Source organism: Paenibacillus sp. NPDC058071, from assembly GCF_042885235.1.
In the GTDB taxonomy this organism is placed as follows: domain Bacteria; phylum Bacillota; class Bacilli; order Paenibacillales; family Paenibacillaceae; genus Pristimantibacillus.
On sequence record NZ_JBHVSK010000004.1, the window covers coordinates 85,471 to 105,536 of the forward strand.

Sequence of the window (20,066 nt, forward strand, 5' to 3'; positions counted from 1 at the left end):
TTTAGGTAACTATTGGTGATTCATTCCGTGCGGTTGACATTTATCGTTTACAAGTGTAAATTTTAAACCATCATTTACATGTGTAAACGATAGTATGAAGACGAAATGAGGTTTGCCGATGAACCCGCCGAATATTACCGATGCCGAGCTTGAAGTGATGAAGCTTCTTTGGCAGAAGGAGCCACTGTCTGCGAATGAGATCAATCTCAGGCTGTCGGAGCAGATGCAATGGTCGTATCAGACTATCAAAACCTTTCTAAACCGCCTGCACAAGAAGAACGCAATCCGTTTCGAAAAAGCGGGCAGAAACTATCTTTATTATCCTTTGGTCTCTTATGAAGAGTACTTAAAAACGGAAAACCGCTCCTTCCTGGATCGCGTTTATAACGGTGCTGTAGGCACGCTTTTTGCAAAGTTTCTGGAGGAGGAGAGCCTTTCGGACAAAGATATTGAGGAGCTCCAGCAGTTGCTTGAAGAGAAGAAGAAATCATGACTAAGACTGCCATTGATACGATTTTCTCTCTTCTGTTGAACGCATCGCTCGCATCGGCGGTAATCATCCTGCTGCTGCTTCTCGTTCGAAAGCTGTTCCAGCTGCGGCTGTCGCCCAGATTGCTTTATGTTTTATGGTTTTTTGTATTGATTAAGCTGCTGGTTCCTGTCGGTCCTTCGAGCCCGATCAGCTTGTTTAATCTGATTCCGCCTACGTCGGCCGATAATTGGACAAGTGATCAAAGCCGTTCCGCCGATGAATTCGGTTCCGTGATGCAAAGAGAGAATGAATCCTCTGTTTCTTCCGGCGCTTCTGAGCTTGGCTATGATGTTAAGGCGGTTGCGCCGCAGCGCGTAAAAGAAAGTTTGCCTTTCGATTTATGGCAATCGCAGCTTGCAGATCCCCATTCAGTCTTGGCCAATCCTTCGCCTACTGTCGGTCAGGAGAAAGGGGAGGGATTGAGCCTATTTCATATCGGGTTGTATATATGGCTCGGAGGTTTAATTGTAGTGGGCCTCTACTACCTGATTGTAACGCTAAGATTTAGAAAACAGCTTCGATCCTCATGGCCAATCGACGATGAACAGGCGCTGTCTGTTCTGCAAGCGTGCAGGGAACGACTTGGCATAAAGCGCAGCATCCAAGTGAAAGAGATCCGCGGTTCCCGCAGTCCTTTCATATACGGAACGATAAAGCCGACCATTTATTTGCCGGAGGATATAGCTGTAATAGTGGATCGCGGGCAGCTGGCCCATATTTTTTTACACGAGCTGGCTCATTATAAACGCAATGATTTATGGTTCAATTCTTTATGGTCGGCAGCGGTATGGCTGCATTGGTTTAACCCGCTGGTTTGGCTGGCTAGGCTAAAGATGGCTTCCGATCGGGAGATGGCCTGCGACGCGGCTGTGCTTGAAGCGCTGGGCGAGCGGGAGGCCTCGTCCTATGGCATGACGCTTTTAACACTGTCCCGTTTATTTTCCAAAAGCTCTGCACTGCGCATCCATCTTCCCGCATTCATGAACAGCAAGAACGAGACGAAACGGAGAGTTATGATGATTACGAGGTTCAAGCAAGGCTCCTATAGGCTGTCCGCCTTCGCTATTTTACTTTTACTGGTTTTGGGGGCGGTATTGCTCACCAACGCGAATGCGAAATCAAATCCGTCCCAGCCGGCCGGTTTGGAGAAAGAGATCAGCGGTTCCGCCCTTCAAATAGACAGGCTGATTCCGTCGTTCAAATGGTTTCACAAGTTGGACCGGGCGCTCGCATATGTAACATTTGATTTTAAAGTACCTGATTATTTGCCCGAAGGGTATCAGCTGCAAAATATAGATCTCAATGAGAATTTCAGCAGAGCAAACAAGGAGGATCTGATTGAATTCGCAACGGTCACTTTTGTATCCAACTTTGGACAAACGGGCGAGCGGAGCTTCGCAATATACGCTTCCAAAGGAAAGGGCACGTTACTGGAGCATAATCTGTTGTGGGGAGCTTCTTATTCCAAAGAACCGGGCCGCGCCGCTGCTTATCGACAAGAAGAGAAGACAATAGGCGGTGTAACGGGCACCCTGTACACAACGAAAAAGTCTAAGTACCGGCAAAAGCCGGAAACGGCACAAAGCTTTGTCTGGGACGAAAATGGCGTAACGTATGCGATTAACTACTATAGCGGGGATCTCTCTCAAGAAGAAGTGGCGAAACTCACGCAATCCTTTGTCTGGCCGGACCAGATCCAGCATGTAGATTACAAGGGCGAGGGCAATTCATTCCCTCTATACGATGAGTCTGATCTGCAAGAAGCTAAGCACATACTTGGCTTTCCTGTGAAGTTTCCGTACGAGCTCTCCGATTACGGGCTTAAGCTATCCGATTCCATCATTCAGCGGGCTGAAGACCAGAACACGGGGTTTTCCATTAGACCGGGGAGCGATGCTTTGAATCTTTCGTATCGCGTTCCGTACAATTCCTCTATTTATGATATCAGCGATACGATTCAGTTTTATCAGAGCAAGGCGCCTGTTGTGGACGTGAGCAAGCTGTCCTTCCTGCGGAAGCTTGAGATGAACGGGATAGCTATTTCCGCGTATGCGGATAATGATCATGCTTATTGGGAGCCGTTTCAATCCGATAATCAGAAGTCGAGGTATAAAACGCAAACATATTACGTGTGGGAGCAGAACGGCATTTCTTATACGGCATTTTTCCTTGGGGTAGATGAGCATCAAGAGGATAACCTGAAGGCCTTGGTCGTCGCGCCTGTGGAATAAGCTATCAATCAACTATAGAAACACAAAAGCTAAGCCGTAGGGCAACTGTAGAAGTTGTCTTACAGCTTCGCTTTTTGCGGTTCCGCCACCACGCGAGCCTTCGCTCAATCGAGCAGCTTTAGCTCTTTGGCCTGCATGATCGCTTTGGTGCGGCGGTTGACCTTCAGCTTGGCGAAAATATGCTTCACATGCACTTTAACGGTACCGACTGCAATGACGAGCCGGTCGGCTATTTCCTTATTGGAAAGCCCTGCGGCAAGCAGCGCTAGCACCTCCAGCTCTCGTTCAGTAAGAGGCTCCTCCATCGCTTCGCTTTGCCCCATCGACGAATTCGCCTCGCCGCTCGCGGAGGAGGCCTCTTCCGCTTCGTCCGAGTCCGAAGGCTGTCGAAGCACGCACATCATCAGCGCCTGCGAGGCCATGGCGAGCAGTACGCCGGTTTGCGCCGTATCGAGCACGCCGGCCGCCAGCCGATTCTCCAGATAGAGCACGCCCAATAGCGTACCGTGGATTTTCACTGGCAGACAAAGCATTGATTGGGGGCGATGCAGCGCGATATAAGGGTTGCGAGTAATCCAACTGTCTGGCTCGCCGTTGTACACAACGGTTTCCTGCGTACGATAGACATAGCGAACGATGCCTTCGGGGAGCAGTGGACTGCCTTGCAGCTTTTGTTCGGCGGCAACGGCCGATTCATTAGGCTCTGCATAGACTTGCATGCGCAGGTCGCCGCTGTCCGCGGCCAGTAGGGCGCCGGTGCTTGCACCTGCGTAGGTCATAATGACGGTCAGCAGCTCGGCAAGCATTGCATCGGCGCTATCCCGTCCAGTAATAACGCGGGTCGCACGCAGGATAGCAGCCAGATCGGCCTCCAGATCGGCGGCTGGCCGCATTGGGTTTTCGACAATCGCTTCGGTCGCCGCCGCTGCTTCGACGGGAGCCGATTGTGCCTCGTATAAAATGACTTGTCCGACCGCCTCTTCCTGCGCCTGCTTGCTCTCGTTCTTATTCCCTGACAGCTTGCTTTCGAGATACGAAATCTTGCAAGGTAGCTCCCATTCCGTATAACCTTCCAGCGCAATCCGATTGTAATGGCGAGCGGCTGCTGTCCTTCCGCTCCGCTCATAAAATCGACCGGCCAGTTCTCCTCCCAGCGCTTTGACGCGCAGGTCGCCGTATTCCAACGCTTCCCGCAGCGCTGTATCGTATAGCCGTTCGGCGTCTTTAACTTTCCTTTGCGCCTCGGCATAAGCGGCATGTAGCAGCGTGCAGCGCGCACGAAAGTTGACTTCGCTGCCTTCGGCAAATTCGAGGAAGCGGCGCAGCAGCTTTTGAATGCGAGCGGCTTTGCCGCCCTGCGGAACCTGCCCTTCTGCCACGCATGAGCCAATTAAGGCGAGCGTCTCATAGAAGCAGCATTCGGTCATATGCGGCAGATGAGTTGCGTACGGCTCATGCGGTGCCGCTGCGACGCTCCACGCCACCGCTTCCTCGTAGCGCTCTTCAAGGCAGAAAAGCTGCGTTTTGTATGTACTGTATTGATACAGCGTCGTTGCGGACGTCTCCTCCTGCTTGATGCGGGAAAGAAAAGCCTCTTCCGAGAACCGTCCGTCGTTGAAAGACAACGTCGATTCCGTCTTCCCTTGCAGTGCGGCGATCCACTGCTGATATAAGTAAAAGTTTTGCTGCACGAACTCATCTTTGGTCGTCTCCAGCACCGTCATGTACCCGGCGATTACACGCGTCAATTCGCTTAGCGAGCTGCGCGTATACAGGGAGTTGACATGGCCGCCCATAGCGTAGCTGGCGAAAATATAATTTCCGGCATTCATGCCATGTCGCATCGCCTGCGGCAAGCAGCGGTCGGCTTCGCGGGCGTCCCCCGCAAAAATGCTGATAGCGGCGCCTTGCATGGTCAGAGACATGCTGCTGACCGAAGCCGCCCCGCCGTTTTCAGCTAGTTGGACGCCTAGAGCTCCTAGCGTTCGGGCTTGTCCGTGATTGCGCCAGGCGGTCTCGGCAAGAAGTCCGTAAGCAGAGAAGACGACAGGCGTAAGCGGCGATTGGCCGCCGCGCAGTGATAAGCGCAATGCCTGGCTCGTTAGCAGAAAAAAGATTTTTTTATCCGTAAAAAAGGTAGACGGCACAATAGCTGCGATTTGGTCCAATGCGGCATTCAATTGCGGATCGGTCATCTCTGGCAGCAGGTGCAGCCGCTCCCGCGAGCGCGATAACAGCCTATTTGTTTTCCATTTTTCAATAAGAAGTCGTAAAGGACCGGGTTTGCTGGAAAGACGAATGCCGAGCTCGGCCAAGCTTTGCAGTCCAAGCGCCGTTCCTTCGGCATATTTGCCTTGATTGATCAGCTGCATAATGCGGATCATTCGAATACGGCTTCGTTCGATCGGGTTGCGCGCTTGTGTCAGCAAGCGCTCAATCCGCTGAAGCGAATCTTCAGCCTGTCCGCACAGATAGGCGCATTCCGCCAATCGGGCGTGCAGCTCAAAGCATAATTCGAAGCGGCTGTCCCAATGCTGCTCCTCCAGCAGCGAGCTGCCGCTGTTGAAGTAATGGAGCGCTGCATCATAGGCTGAGGAAGCCAGCGCGCGGTTGCCAGCCTTCAAATTAAGGGTAGCGAGCAAAAGCCTCTCGTCGTCGCTGTGCAGCAACTCTGCGCCGCGGTTCATATGCAGCGTCTGTTCGAATAAGCGCTCATCGCCCTCGCCTTTATCTGCATGAACGGCGGAAAGAGAACGTCCGATTGCAAGATGGAGCCGCGACCGTTCGGGTTGGCTGATACGTCCGTAAATCAGCTTCTGAATGCTGTCATGGACGAAGCGGGCACCTCCGTCTGGCTCTGTGACGGCTAGCCCTTCTGCTTCTACCGCATGCCAGGCCTTCAAACAGGCCTCCTCCGTGAGTCCGCTTACGCTCGCGGCAAGCTTGACGTTAAAGGCGCTGCCGATGCATGACGCCGCTTCTGCCAGCTTGACAGCGGCTTGCGGAAGCAGTCCAAGACGATACTCCAGCAAGCCGCCTAGCTCGAATTCGGCATCGTCTGCTGGAATGGAATCGAGCTGCCATTGCCACATTTTCTTATCCGGCTGAAGCAGCAAGCGCCGTTCATCCCGCAATCGCAGCAGCAGCTGCTTGTAATGAAACGGATTGCCGCCGGTGCGCGCGGCAATGGCCGAGCTGAGCGACTGCGTCTGGTATTCGTCCGCGCCGAGCATATCAGCCGTCAGCCGGTTTAATGTCGCCATCGGCAGCGAAGCGAGTCGAATATGCCTGAAGGCGGTTTGTTCCGATGCGCTGCCCTTGTTTCCCAATCCGGGAAGCGTGTGAGCGTCGAGCTCGGGGCGATAGGCCCCGACCAAGAGCAGGTATTGGCATTCCGGATCGCGGATTAATGCATCGAGCAGCTGCAGCGAGGAGTCGTCCGCCCATTGCAAATCGTCGATGAACAGCACAAGAGGATGCTCCTTAGTCGCCAGTGCTTGCGCAAACCGTCGGAACGCATAGAGGAAGCGTTTGCGAGCCTCTGCCGTTGGCAGTTCTTCTTCGCTCCCCGCGACGGTTCCAAGCAGCAGGCGCGCTTCGGGAATAAGGTCGGCGATTACGCCGGAGACACTACCCAACGATTTCGTTAACTTGATGCGCCATGCCTCTACGGAAGCTTCTGATTCACCAAGCAGTCGGCGAATGAGTCCTCGGAACGCTTTGACGATCGGCTCGTAAGGAACGCCGCCTGCAAGCTGCTCGAACTTGCCGGAAATGAAATGATAAGAATCGGCTAGTTTGCCGTCGCGGAAGGTTTCTTCGATCAGTCTTGTTTTACCGATACCGGCCTCTCCGCATACATATACCGCTTCGGAGGAGCCTAGGCAGACGGAACGAAACGCTTGCTCGAGCTGAACGGCTTCGGATTCCCGGCCGTAAAAGCCAGGCGCCCCATGCTGAGCAGGGCCAGTCTGTTCGCATACCTCGAGTGCTGCCAGCAGGCTTTCCGCTGAGACGAAGCGGTTGTCCGGGTTTTTGTCCAACAGCTTCAGAACCAACTGCTCCAGTGATTCCGGCAGCTCGGGCAGACGTTCACGCAGGGAGGGGGGACTGTGCGCCAAATGCATATACATCCACTCAAGCGGATCGCCTGCCGTAAAAGGCAGTTCCCCCGTAAGCATTTCATAATAAATAATGCCTAACGAATAAAGGGTGCTGCGCTCGTCCTCTTGCCGCTTCATGCGGCCGGTCCGCTCGGGCGAGCAGTAGGGCCAGTCGGTTTCGGTTATCGGTCCGCGGCGTTCGGGCTGGAGCAGCCGTATTTCGCCATTTGCGTCGATTGCAATGGTAGGTGGCCGTAAATCGGGCAGAGGGAAACCCTGATCTATGCTCTTGGCAAAAGCGGCTGCCATTGCCCGTGCGAGCGGCAGAAATTCACTAGGGGGCAGTGCAGGCCGCGAGTGCAGCAGCTCGTTCAGTGTGGTAAAAGGCGCATCGCTCGCTTGTTCTGAAATATGGCGGGAAATATCGGCATTTGACATCATTAAAACCGTCCTTCGAGCAAATCTAGGCAGCAATTCCAAAGTGCCCGCTAGGTAAACTCAAAAATATAAGAGTGCATGAATGGAAAGGAGTTCATGATTCATCTTGTTTTAGTCTATCGTTAGCAGTTCGCGCTGTAAATTGTCGATTTGCGATAAAGGGAGAGAAGGCTATAAGCAAGAGAGAAAAACAAAGTAACGCCAAGGAGAAGTCGCTGGCGTTACTTCGTTTTCAGTATGAGCTAACCGACGCTGCTTACGATGAAGGTGACAATGGTGACGATTACGGTCGCGATTAGCATGACAATAAAATACCACTTTGTAGACTTTCGCGTGAAGCCTGTTCCTTGCAGCCATGTTCCAACATACGTAACGACTGTCAAAATAATCATAGCGACAAAAGCAATTAATACATTTTCTAATGTTTCCATACAGTCGCGCCAATCCTTCCCTCGTAATATCCTCGATTTCCTATATTAAAAGAAGAGGCGCTTTCTGCTCCATACCTCCTTTGGTGTATTTGAACGGAAAAACAGGGGTTTAAACGACAAAAATACCCCAAAAGGATAATAGTTTTTTGCACAGTAATGAAATAATCTCGTATTTATTGGAGGTTTTTGAAAGGGGGATGAGCAGAATGACGACCGCGTCCGCTTCGCTTTCCCGGGGAAGGCGCTTCGCGCTTATTGCGAATATTGTCGTGCAAAGTATGTATCTGCTATCTTTTCCGGTCTGGTATATCGTTTCGATGTTCTCCGTCATGCTGTTTGATGACCCAAATGCCGATCAATTTCCACCTGTGCTTATCTTCTACTACAGCCTGCAAAGCTACCCTTATGTAACGGTAGCCATGATGGCAGTCTCCTGGCTTTTATACGGGAAGCGTCGTTTTCGGGGATCGGCATGGATAAATGTGGTGCCTGTTGCCCTGATCATCGCCGGGTTTTTACCCATGTTGATATGGGGGCAGTGACGCCACCGGGAGAGCGGACATTGATGCAATGGGACAGCAGAAGCAATCGACAATTTCATTAACGAAAGGAAAGGAACATCCGTATGAAAAAAATAATATCCGTATTAGCCGCTCTTACACTGCTGCTGCCGCTAATCGGTACGCTTGCGCCAGACGCAATGTTTTCTCCTGTTAGCGCTGCGGCCGGCGAAGGGCCGCTCTTGACCAGCTACGAGATTGAGACGAACGCGGTCTACCAAGGCTGGGCCACCGAGTATACGTACAGTCTGAACGGCACCGTGTATACAAGCCCCAATCCGCCGACGCAGGCCGACTGGGCGACCCCTTCCAATTATTTTGATAATTCATGGGGTGTAACTAGCTGGAATAAAGTGTACACGTACAGTAATTTCGGACAAATTAGCCAAACGAACGATGCATTGAGTATACCGTCAACCGCGGCTTGGGCAACGATTTCCTCATTTATTATTGAAGGCACTTCATTTCAACTGCCGATCAGTAATACGGTTTTCCGTTATTCCGTGAATGGAACCGACGTTCTGACGGCCGCGAATGCTTTGAACATTCCGCCTAACGCGAAGTGGGCGGCGCTTGCTGACTTAAGCAATGGGTGGACGCAAAGCAAAAATCATTCCTACGCGACCTATTCCCTCAGCCGAACAGATCCATCCGTAGACTCGTTGACCATTTCGTCCGATAGCGGCCGTTCGTTCTATGCGAAGAACGGCGATACAGTCACGGTTGAGCTGCAAACGGATATTCCGGTTAGCATCGCTATTGTGAAGATTGGCGGCGTTACGCTGCCGATGACGGGAAGCGGTACTGACTGGAGCGCCAGTCTTGTTTTGTCTAGCGCAGTCAATGAAGGAAGGCTGTCGTTATCCGGTTACATCTATGCGGCGGATGGCGCTCCGGGATCGCTTACCTCTGCAACGACTGACGGCTCTTACGTTATCTTTGACAACTCGGGCCCTATCATTGATTACTGGTTATCGCCCGCTGGCGCAACCAATCAGGATGTAACTGTGGAGGTTGAGGCAGAAGATGACGCAAGTGGAGTGAAGGCGATCAAATGGGCGCCGGGAACGCAAACCGCTGCTTACTTTGCAACGCAAGGAACAGCAATTACAGACAGCTTTACGGTGAGCGAAAACGGCATTTACACCGTGTACGCCATCGATAATGCGGACAACGAATCTGTTCTCACAGTAACCGTATCGGGTATTGACCGAACTGCGCCGACGCTATCGCTGACTCCGGGCAGTACTGTACCTACAAACCATAATGTGACAATTACAGTAAATGCTGCGGATGCCGACAGTGGTATCGAGGAAGTGCGCTGGTCGGCAACCGCTCCGAAACCGGATCAACCTTGGCCTTCCCAGGAGGTTGAGGACGACCAGTTTCTGGTGGAGTCAAACGGAACGTACACGGTTATTGCTTTCGACAATGCGGGCAACGAAACGCTCCGGCAGATTAACGTGTCGAATATTATGCGCGATAAGCCGGCAATCCGGCTTAGCCTCCAAACGGCCGACCCGATTGGCGATAAAGTTGCCGTATTGGCGGATGCCTCCGCCCTGGGTAATGGCAATGCGATAGAAGTTGTTCTATGGGCTCCGGGGAATCTTCCGATCAGCTATTTCCAACAAGGGACAAGCCATGATATTACGACAGAACTTCAATTCGATGCGACAGCGAACGGAACGTACACCGTTTATGCCCGCGATCTTGCGGGCAACGAAGCTATAGAAATAATAGCAGTAGACAATATCCGGAATACGAACACGGCTCTTGCTTCGCTTATTGCGTTGAATGCTGGACAGGAGCTGTCAATCTCTCCGGCGTTCACTTCCGAACAGCTGCATTATACGCTGCGTTTGGGCAGAAATGTGGAATCGATCACGCTGAAAGCCGCGCCGGCTGACGGGGCCTCGTCGGTCACCGTAAATGGCGCTCCGCTTGCTGCCGGAGATTCGGCTTCAGTAGCGCTTAGAGCCGGTGTCAATACGATCCGCATCGTTGTAACCGCTGCGCTCGCTTCCGAACAGCGGACGTATACGATTGAGGCAACTCGTGAAATTCCGCCGACTTCTGGAGGTCCATCATCTCCGGGAAGCTCGACATCTTCAGGAAGCGTGCAAAACAATGCTTTTGTCGCGAAGCTGAACGGAAAGTTGGTTGCGGGACTGGATGAACGTCATGAACGCGGTGCAGATGGCATCATCAAGTATGATTTAAGGCTGGAGGATGCTGGAGCGATTGCTGCTCTAGTGGATAATAAAGGAGAGAACGTCCTGCATATTGGACTGAACGGAGATTCCGCTCTGAAAATCGATGCCGTTGCGCTAGCACTGTCGGCAAAGGCGCAGTCGCAGATGAAGGAGCGAAGCGTTAGACTTGTCCTGGATATTGGGAGCACAATTTATGAAATCCCAGCCGGACTAACGGCCGCTGGAGGAGGAGATGCGGTAGTCCAACTAAAGGTGCTGCGTAAGCCTGCTGATGCAGAACAACTGCTTGGCGGCTCAGCCGTAAACGGCTTTAAGGAATGGAAGCCGAAAGCGGCGGGAGCGGTTATCTCGTTTACATCCAATGCAGCTTCTGCTGCCGGCCATTCGCTGGTCATTGCGTTGCCGAACGGACTGGATGCCAAGGAGCTGCGTAAGCTCGCCGTTCTCTTGGAAAGCGGGGCCGATTCAAAATCGATCCAGCCGGGTACAGTCCGCTACGATTCACAAGAAAAAGCAGTCGGCATCGCTTTTAACGCCGGATCAACTGGCCGTGCGGCTGTGCTGCAGGCCGAGCCTGTGATTGCCGAATATGAGAGCTATATTAACGGCAATTCCGACGGCAGCTTTGCCCCTGCACGGGCGGTAACGCGTGCGGAGCTGGCGGCTCTTCTCGCAAAGCTGTCTGTGCCCGAGGGAGTCGATTCGGCAGGCGGTGGCAATACCGCGGCGTTTAGTGATGTGCCGCAAACGCATTGGGCAGCTAATGCGATCGCACATGCGGCGGCAGCCGGTTGGGTTAGCGGCGGTCAGGACGGCCTGTTCCGTCCGGGCGATCCACTGACGCGCGCCGAGTTGGCTACCTTGCTTGTGAGATGGCGCGGCGTGCAGTCATCGGGAAGTGCTGGATTTCCGGATGCCGCTTCTCACTGGGCCTCTGCGGCGATAGCGTCTGCGGAACGGGAAGGCTGGATAACCGGTTACGAGGATGGCAGCTTCCGACCAAATCGAAGCGTATCGCGCGCCGAAGCAGTCGCCGTGTTGAACCGTGTGCTTGGCCGCCCTCCGCTTGCGGAAGGCGGGCCGGCTTGGTCAGACGTACCGGCTTCCCATTGGGCCGCTGGCGCAATACGCTCCGCCTCACAATCGTTTAAGGTTCTTCACTATCTAAGCGGTGAGGTTGAGCCGATCGCTGTGAAATAAGAGTAAATACTAATAGGGTAAAAAAAGTGGAGCCGGGCAACCGGCTCCACTTTTTTTAAGGGCTGATAGGTTTCATTGGCATATTTACTGAAAAGTAAATTCCCACCTTCTAAAAAGGGGCTTGATACTTTAGTAACGAATATGAAATATGTACCTAAAATTACCTAAATCAGGTTTCGAATTGGATGAGCAGAATTATCGAATTATCGGGCGAAAAACCCACGCTGTTATATGGACTGTAGCCGAAGGGAGACAAACATGGATACAATGCTGGAAGAAAAATTATCAGATTTGACCGCGAACATTGAAAACTACGTAACGGAAACGAATGACGGGCTTTCTTTATATCAGGAGCATCATCTTGATAAAACATACGTACTTACTCCAAGAGCCTATAAGGTACCGGTAAGAATTGAAGCGGTGGCCCGGACAGATTCCAGCAATATTAGGCTCAAGTATGCGAAGGGGCAAATCATTTTTAATTGGGAACGAAATCATGATTCCTTGCGCTGTGGGGAGCCGTCCAAGGGCGGAGCTTACAACAATATGAACGGGAGTATTCCTGTTGACGAATGGAATCATTTTGTGTGGGAAGTCGAGCCTGATTTCATGAGAGTGACGGTAAATGGAACTGAGCGGCTCTTTTTGGAAGGGAAATTTTCGCACGTGAAAGGTCAGGCTGGAATTGGCTCGGCCTTTCGTTCGAAAGTGGACGTGAAGTCGTTTCGCGTCGCCGGTGAGGAGACCGATCTGCCTCCTGAACCGCTCAAACCGCTGATGTTCGAATATGATGAAACGCACATCTCCGTTCCTGAAGGCTCTCTGGAGACAGCGATACAATGGTACGAACTGCATCTGGGGCTTGAACCGAAACCGGGCTTTGGTCCTTGCTTGCTTCATCCATCGATGAAAGGGACCCTTATGCAATTCCCGAATGAACGCGGTTCTCTGCAGTTGATTACGGTAGAGGAGGATCAAGAGCATTTTCGAGTGATCAGGGAACAAGCGGATCATTTTTGCTTTCCGATTAAAGCGAAGGATATTAGCGCTGCGTACACCTACGCGGGAGAAAACGGCATCCGCACAAGCCGTCTGTTCGAGGAGCGTGGAGAAACATGGTTTCATCTATATGATCCTTACGGCAACCGGCTGACTGTAACGCAAGGAAAGGACTCTGATGCCGCGCCGACAGGTTCGGGAATTTATGGTTGTGATACGCCGATCGTAGTCGTCAGTAACCTTGAGAGGTCAGTGGAGTGGTACACCAAAGTGCTCGGTTTGAAAAAATCCGGTCGCCTGTCTGGCGCTAGACACGCGTTGATGCGAGGGAATTATCGCCATAGCGGAGGAAACGTGAATATCCTGCAGCTTATACATGGTTCGGACTGCTCTAATTCCGCTGCCAGCAGACCAGGTGTACGCCAATACTTCTTTGTAGAGCGGCAAAATTTGAAGAAAGCCTACCAGAAAGCGCAAAAATGGAGCACTCTAATATCTCCGCTGGAGGACAGATCATTCCATTTTTACGACCCGGACGGCAATCGGATCAATATATTTTCTTGAAAAAGTAAAAGGTAAGCCTCGCGAGATGAGGATCTCTGTCGGCTTTCATTGCGCGAACGATGACCCGATATACTGTAGAAGAAAGGATGATAGAATTGGCAAATGATAACGAAGCTCGACCTTCTGCTGGTTCGATCAGAGAACCCGGGCGTTATCCCATCGATCTGATAGGTCCTAGCAGTCATACTCTTGTTATTGAGCCTGGTGTGGGCAGTCTATCGATTGGACCGCCGCAATTGGGGAAGAAGGCAGACCTTCACGTTGATTCTGATGTGCCCATCGATTGGACCGTATTCGATGCCTTTGCCACTCCGGCAGGTTCGCCTTGGCCGCGGTTTCTGTACTATACAGGGAGTGATGAAGGCTTCCTTGATTGGGCGCAGCAACGTCCGATTGAAGAAATGACTTGGGCTCCGGTCCTGTCAGCAGACACGGCGGTGAACGCCAGTCAATCCCATATGCATGGTTTGCATATCGTGTTGGACCAGTCCGGGGAACGTCTGAGCCTGAAGCTTCCGCAGCGACATTTTCGCTTGAGCGTATCCGGTGATCTATCGCGCTTCTCGGCTACTGGCGATATGCCCTCTTCTCTGACGCTAGCGCCGCGCACGGGCCGACGTAAGAACGATACTCCTTTCTTGCTGCCTGACCTAGGCGAGCTGCATCAGGTAACGAATCTATACCTGCAAAACGCGCCGCTGGGACAGCCTATCTCGCTGAAATGTCTGGACCGGTTCCCTAACCTTGACTCCCTAAATTTGTGGGGGAACTTCTGCGACTTGGACTTGTTGGCTCAGCATACCCGGTTAACCAATCTGGAACTGCGGTTCATGCCTGATCTGGGGGACTTGCCGCCTTTGAACGCTTGGCCGTTGCTTGATCGATTTATCGCTTACAATGTGGAAGAAAGTGCAGGCAAGCGCCTAAGACAGCAAATGAAGGCACGCGCTGCAACCCGCCCGTGGGCCGGCTATGCTTCAGTGAGCCAATTAAGAAAGCCTGAGTGGTGGGCCACCGAGTATGGGCGCCCGTTCTCGTCTTGGCCTAAACGTCTGGCTAAGCAGGCTAATGAAGCATACAACGTTGCCGAGGCAGCCTTGGCCCATGCTCGCAGCTTTGCCGATGCTGAGGCAGCCATTACCGCTTTCACGGTACGCTTCAATTCCCTCAAAGGCATTGAAACAACCGAACGGGAAGATCTTGGTGAAGCGGTATGGCAGCTCAGCCAGTCCGATCATCTGATTGGCGAGCCTATACCAGAGGAGCTGGCTCAACGTTGGTTTGACGCCGCGCGTGATTACTAATTTAAAGTGAGGTCATAAAGCTAAGCTGTACAAAGGAGTGTTGGCCGGTGATCACCATTTATGAGGAACGGCGTAAAGGAGCTGTAGCCGATACCATCGAGCACTCTCATACATCACTTGAACAGTGTCTGGAAGTTATCCAGCGAATGGACGGCTTCACATGCAGTCAGGTAACGATCGCGTACAGGGAGAATATGATTATGATCGGCGGAGGAAGTGAGGCGTTCATTGTTACTGTTGAGACAAGCACAGCGTTACACAATCTTCTCGGCGCACTAGAGGAAGAAGATGAGGATGAATTTGTTGAGATTACCGTGGGCGGTCAAGCTTGTGAATTCCCTCAAAAGTATATCGTTAGCTTCGAGCTTGTTGAATCGGCCCTCATTCAATTATTGGAGGGCGCATCTGTCGAGCTGAATTGGGAAATGATCGATAAGTAAGCAGTGGCCTCTTTCGCGTGCTATTGAAGTGTATCTGGAGAGAGCCTGCTTCGTTACGCTCGTTTTTCACGGATGTCTAGCTTGATGCGACTACTATACGCGAACAACTTCCGTCGGAAGCAACGGGTCCGGTTACGCACAATGCGTCGTGGTAAAGCCGTTGCCAAGCAACAGCGGCGCACTGTGCTGATCAAGTAGCAGCAATAACACCGATAACATAAATAACTGCAGAAACGCAGTTATTTCGCCTGATTGACCCCCAGAATGAGCCAATAACTGCAGAAATGCAGTTATTGCAGGGGTATACACGCAAACGGCGGTGGAGAGGAAGGAATAACTGCAGAAACGCAGTTATTTTGTATTTATCGAAAGAAACGAGAGGAATAACTGCCAAAATGCAGTTATTCCCTGTTGAGGTCGCACAAACTGGATTGAAATGGGAGATGGAAAATGGTTGGTTCGATCGCGGCCCGAGCGATTTTTCATGGACCATTCGGTTGAAGCCATTCTTGAAGGGCTGCGTGAGCAGATTAACCAGAATGAACAGAGGAGGATGCAATAAACAAGCCATTGTATAAATCGGCGTTCTGTGCTAACTTATTAAAGAAGTTTAAAAAGTTGATTCGAGGCGGTGAGTTCCATAAAACAGCCTTTTGTTAATCCGAAAATGATGGGCGAAATGATTCGTCAAGCGATTCGCTCGAAGCTATTTCAAGGCAATGAATCGACGAAAGCCGAGCTTGCTCAGATTACGGGCATTAGCTTCCCTACGGTCGGTAAAGCGCTCGATGAAATGAATGCTGCCGGAGAGGTGCTGCTGACTGGATTGGGCCAGTCTAGCGGCGGCAGACGACCGAAAACCTATAAACTAAATCCCGATTACATGACGGGATTAGCCGTCTATTTGGAGCACAGCTTCTCCACCTACTCGTTGCTTAACTACGAGGGGGAGGTCATCGGCCAAGAGACCCTTCCCGGAGTGATGCAGGCCGGGCCGGCTTTGCTGACGGAGCAAATAGAAGCCTTCTTAGGACGCTACCCTTCTATTCGTGCGCTCACGCTAGGTATTCCCGGTGCGGTGGATAACGGACGCGCGTTTCATATTCCATCCTATGAACGGTTTACGGACTTCAACTTCAAGACCTTCTATGAGGAACGCCTTCCGCTTCGAGTTGAGGTTGAGAATGACATGAATGCAACTGCAATGGGATATTACGACCGCTATGTGAACGATGATTCGCACTCTGTTGTGTACTTGTATTTGGGCAAGAACGGACCGGGCGCAGGTGTTATAGTAAACGGTCAAGTGGTGAGAGGCAGAAGCTCGTTCTCGGGCGAGATTTCCTTTCTGCCGTTGAGTGATACGCAAAGCTTTATGCAGCTACTCGAGGCCGCTTTGGAGGTACAGGAACAGGACCCTACCGAGAGCCGTTCGAGGCTTGTGGACGCCATAAGCCGTCTTATCGCAACTTTCACGGCCGCTATTAATCCGCATACCTTCGTTTTTAGCCGATCTGAATTGACCGGCCTTGATCTTGGGCAAATTCGGGCGAGAAGCGCTATGTATGTTCCGGAACAGAATCTCCCCGCTTTTGTCGTTAGCGACTGGGAGCAGGATTATCTTCATGGACTGCATCGGTTGACCATAAAGAGCATGTTGGAAATAGATCGCAGCCTAGCCAGCACAGGAGGATCGTTATGAACACGTTAAGCAGTCGTCAAATTCATTTATGGCGGATCGCCATTTACTTCATTTTTGCTCTGCCTGGTTTCGCTATAGCGTCATGGGTATCGCGAACGCCGACGATACGGGATGCACTGGGGGCCTCAACGGCTCAGATGGGCTGGATTATTTTTGGACTGTCCGTAGGCTCTATCATCGGCTTGCTGGGCGCCAGTCATCTAATTGCCCACAAGGGTGGACGTTTTGTCATGGTTGCAGGCTTGGCAATCTGTTCGGTCGGATTATTAGTTGTCGGATTGGGCGGCTCGTGGCTGACGAATGGCATTGCGGTATTTTTGGGATTGGCTGTCTTCGGATTTGGAAACGGAATGTGCGATGTGGCGATGAACGTAGAGGGAACGGCTGTGGAAAGGGCGGCAAAGAAGTCGCTTCTGACCGGATTTCATGCCGCGTTCAGCGTGGGTACGCTGCTCGGCGCGATGGCCGGTTCCGCTGTAACGAAAGTCGGTATTCCCGTTCATGTTCACATGGCGCTTGCCGCGGTGGTAGTCGTGCTGTCTACTCTATACTTGTACCGGCTCGTACCAGCCGGCACCGGCAAGGAATCGGGCAGCGATTCGAGTGAACCGCCAATGAGCGTGAAGGAACGGATGGCCGTATGGAAAGAACCGCGTACGGTGCTGATTGGCATCATTGTGCTCGGGATGGCATTTGCCGAAGGCTCGGCAAACGACTGGCTACCGCTTATCGTTGTGGACGGCTACAAGGTAACGCCGGAAATGGGTTCGTTCGCCTTTGGCATCTTTGTTGGGGCGATGACGATTTGCCGTGCGGCAGGCGGTTTTCTGCTCGACCGGTTCGGCAGAGTTGCCGTTCTGCGGGGCTCCGCGCTGTTTGCGATTGCAGGATTGCTGATCGTTATTCTGGGACAGAGCTATACGGTCGCATTTGTCGGTATTGTACTGTGGGGATTTGGCTCGGCGCTTGGTTTTCCGGTGGGACTGTCCGCTGCTGGGGACGATCCGCGCGGAGTAGCGGCGAGAGTTGGCGCTGTTTCGACCGTCGGTTATCTCGCATTCCTTGTCGGTCCGCCATTGCTGGGAGTAATCGGTGAATCGGTTGGACTCCTTCGCGCCCTGATTGTCGTGCTTATCGCGGTTACTGTCGCAGGCTTGCTGTCTCAAGCAGCGAAACCGCTTGGAGGGCAAGCTGCTCATGCGAAGGACAGGGCGAAATCATTAGACGTTCACTAGGTTTGATGCTAAAAATAATAGGATCATTCCACAAAAGGCCGCCGATGAATCGGAGGCCTTTTGTACGTAGCCAAAGTCTTTGATGGCGCTATTCGGCGTTGCATGAAGGAGGTCATTCTCCATAGACTGAATTCCAAAGCTGCTGGGAGATATTCGTTAGCTTTTGCTGTGCAATCAAGCAGGAGGCGACACAGCAGGGAAGCAGAGTCTAGCCGAGATGCTTAGCTTAGCGGGCAGGAGAACGAGAGTGCGAATGATTTCGGACAAGGCCGTCCATACTAAGTAATACGGAAAAGATGTCCATGGGAGTTGAGCGGGTACGGCCAGATTTGCAGCTTACACAGATGTCTGCTGCCTCATCTCAACAAACCATCGGAACAGGAGTGGTAAGGATGAACATGGGTCAGCATGATAGTTCAAATCGGCCCGCCTCTTTATGGATCGTGCAGCTTTTGCTATATTTTTCGGGCGGATTGAACATTGTGAATGGCATTATCTCGTTCGGCAGTGCGGATGCGGTCAAGAAGTCGTTAAGCATAGCTATGCTGGTATTGGGCGTTGCGGCTATTTTTGTAGCCCTGCGTTTAAGCACGCCCAAACCCGCAAGCTTGCGAGCGGCCGTCGTTCTGTCCATCGTCATGATCGTGCTGCGAATCGCTGAGTACGCGGTATGGCACAGTGTCGGATTTTTGCTCGGGATTATTCTCCCGATCGTGGTCCTCTGGAGATTGAACAGCCCGGAAATAAAAGCTCGCTTCCGCTAATTCTTTTTGCCGCGAGAACATACTCGGAATAAAGATTTGATGATTTGACATGACAAGTCCATTCGTATGATCGCTTTCTTTCTATTTTGAGCGTCTAGTGTTCATCGATAGTTGGAATTTATGGTAATATAGACGAATAGATTACCATTACTTTTTCCATTGATGGAGGCGCTTACTTATGGATCAACAGCTGCAGCAAGAAGGATACTTCGGAGAGTTCGGGGGCAGTTTTGTCCCACCGGAATTGCAAGAAGTGCTCAACTATTTGAGCGAGCAATTTTACAAGTTTCGAGATGACCCCGAATTCCAAGAAGAGCTTAGCTATTATCTGCGCGAATATGTGGGCCGTCAAAGCCCGCTGACGTATGCGGAGCGGCTGTCCAAAGTTTGGGGAGGACCCAAAATTTATTTGAAGCGCGAAGATTTGAATCATACCGGCGCGCATAAGATTAACAACGCCATTGGCCAGATTCTGCTTGCCAAGCGTATGGGCGCCAAGCGGATTATTGCCGAGACCGGCGCTGGACAGCACGGCGTCGCTACGGCGACGGCATGCGCCATGTTCGATATGGAGTGCGTCATTTACATGGGTGCCGAGGATACGCGGCGTCAGTCGCTGAACGTGTTCCGGATGGAATTGCTCGGCGCAACCGTCGTTCCAGTCAATAAGGGACAAGGACGGCTGAAGGACGCGGTGGACGAGGCGCTGGACGATCTGGTCCGCAATTATCAAAATACGTTCTACCTGCTCGGTTCCGCAGTGGGCCCGCATCCGTTCCCGACGATGGTCAAGCACTTCCAGGCGGTTATCAGTGAAGAATCGAAGCAGCAGATTTTGGAGAAGGAAGGTCGTTTGCCGGATGCGGTGGTAGCCTGCGCGGGCGGCGGCAGCAACGCGATCGGCGCGTTCGCCCATTACATCGACGAGCCGAGCGTCCGCTTGATCGGCGTCGAGCCCGATAAAGCGCCAACCTTAACGCAAGGCGTTCCAAGCATCATTCATGGCTTCAAGTGTCTGGTACTGCTGGATGAGGAAGGTCAGCCGCAGAAAACGTATTCGATCGCCGCTGGTCTTGACTATCCAGGCATCGGACCGGAGCACAGCCACCTGAAGGTGACGGGCCGGGCTGAATACGCGACCGTCACGAATGAGGAAGTATTGGAGGCTTTCCAGGAGCTGTCCCGCACGGAAGGAATCATCCCTGCTCTTGAGAGCGCGCATGCGATTGCTTACGCCAAGAAGCTGGCGCCGACGATGAGCCAGGATCAGATTCTTATCGTCAACCTGTCCGGCCGCGGAGACAAGGATGTCGAGCAAGTGTTCCAAATGCTTAAATAATATCGATT

13 protein-coding genes are annotated in these 20,066 nt (G+C 52.1%); 11 read left to right on the forward strand and 2 right to left on the reverse strand.

Going from position 1 to position 20,066, the window contains the following annotated elements; genetic code table 11:
• The first annotated feature begins 118 nt into the window (after window positions 1-118).
• Together ACFVTB_RS08040 and ACFVTB_RS08045 are read left to right on the forward strand one after the other, a co-directional pair.
• The gene (locus tag ACFVTB_RS08040; RefSeq protein WP_387747247.1) at window positions 119-493 is read left to right on the forward strand and encodes a BlaI/MecI/CopY family transcriptional regulator; all 375 of its coding nucleotides are present in this window, start codon (window positions 119-121) and stop codon (window positions 491-493) included.
• Window positions 490-2,763, forward strand: coding sequence for a M56 family metallopeptidase (locus ACFVTB_RS08045; RefSeq protein WP_387747249.1), 2,274 nt, complete (start codon window positions 490-492; stop codon window positions 2,761-2,763). The genes ACFVTB_RS08040 and ACFVTB_RS08045 overlap by 4 nt, the downstream gene beginning before the upstream one ends.
• A gap of 104 nt (window positions 2,764-2,867) precedes the next feature.
• On the opposite strand, the gene ACFVTB_RS08050 is transcribed toward ACFVTB_RS08045, so the two are convergent.
• A complete protein-coding gene (locus ACFVTB_RS08050; RefSeq protein WP_387747251.1) occupies window positions 2,868-7,307 on the reverse strand; it encodes an AAA family ATPase in 4,440 nt (1,479 codons plus the stop codon).
• Window positions 7,308-7,546: 239 nt separating this feature from the next.
• The gene (locus ACFVTB_RS08055; RefSeq protein ID WP_387747253.1) at window positions 7,547-7,735 is read right to left on the reverse strand and encodes a hypothetical protein; all 189 of its coding nucleotides are present in this window, start codon (window positions 7,733-7,735) and stop codon (window positions 7,547-7,549) included.
• 206 nt (window positions 7,736-7,941) lie between these two features.
• Between ACFVTB_RS08055 and ACFVTB_RS08060 the strand changes: the two genes are divergently transcribed.
• From ACFVTB_RS08060 to trpB, 9 genes are all read left to right on the forward strand, one after another.
• Window positions 7,942-8,277 carry a hypothetical protein gene (locus ACFVTB_RS08060; protein WP_387747255.1) on the forward strand — a complete coding sequence of 112 codons (336 nt, stop codon included), beginning with the start codon at window positions 7,942-7,944 and terminating at the stop codon, window positions 8,275-8,277.
• Between the two features lie 83 nt (window positions 8,278-8,360).
• The gene (locus ACFVTB_RS08065) at window positions 8,361-11,711 is read left to right on the forward strand and encodes a cadherin-like beta sandwich domain-containing protein (protein ID WP_387747257.1); all 3,351 of its coding nucleotides are present in this window, start codon (window positions 8,361-8,363) and stop codon (window positions 11,709-11,711) included.
• A gap of 258 nt (window positions 11,712-11,969) precedes the next feature.
• Entirely contained in the window at window positions 11,970-13,274 is a 1,305-nt protein-coding gene (locus ACFVTB_RS08070) for a VOC family protein (protein WP_387747259.1), read from the forward strand.
• A gap of 86 nt (window positions 13,275-13,360) precedes the next feature.
• A complete protein-coding gene (locus tag ACFVTB_RS08075) occupies window positions 13,361-14,578 on the forward strand; it encodes a leucine-rich repeat domain-containing protein (protein WP_387747261.1) in 1,218 nt (405 codons plus the stop codon).
• A gap of 47 nt (window positions 14,579-14,625) precedes the next feature.
• The gene (locus tag ACFVTB_RS08080; RefSeq protein ID WP_387747263.1) at window positions 14,626-15,018 is read left to right on the forward strand and encodes a hypothetical protein; all 393 of its coding nucleotides are present in this window, start codon (window positions 14,626-14,628) and stop codon (window positions 15,016-15,018) included.
• A gap of 631 nt (window positions 15,019-15,649) precedes the next feature.
• Window positions 15,650-16,720, forward strand: a complete 1,071-nt coding sequence (locus ACFVTB_RS08085; RefSeq protein ID WP_387747265.1) for an ROK family protein — start codon at window positions 15,650-15,652, stop codon at window positions 16,718-16,720.
• Complete coding sequence (locus tag ACFVTB_RS08090) at window positions 16,717-17,955, forward strand: MFS transporter (protein ID WP_387747267.1); 1,239 nt, start codon at window positions 16,717-16,719, stop codon at window positions 17,953-17,955. The genes ACFVTB_RS08085 and ACFVTB_RS08090 overlap by 4 nt, the downstream gene beginning before the upstream one ends.
• Window positions 17,956-18,347: 392 nt before the next feature.
• Complete coding sequence (locus ACFVTB_RS08095; RefSeq protein WP_387747269.1) at window positions 18,348-18,719, forward strand: hypothetical protein; 372 nt, start codon at window positions 18,348-18,350, stop codon at window positions 18,717-18,719.
• Window positions 18,720-18,897: 178 nt separating this feature from the next.
• Window positions 18,898-20,058, forward strand: a complete 1,161-nt coding sequence (trpB, locus tag ACFVTB_RS08100) for a tryptophan synthase subunit beta (RefSeq protein WP_387747271.1) — start codon at window positions 18,898-18,900, stop codon at window positions 20,056-20,058.
• The last annotated feature ends 8 nt before the right edge of the window (window positions 20,059-20,066 follow it).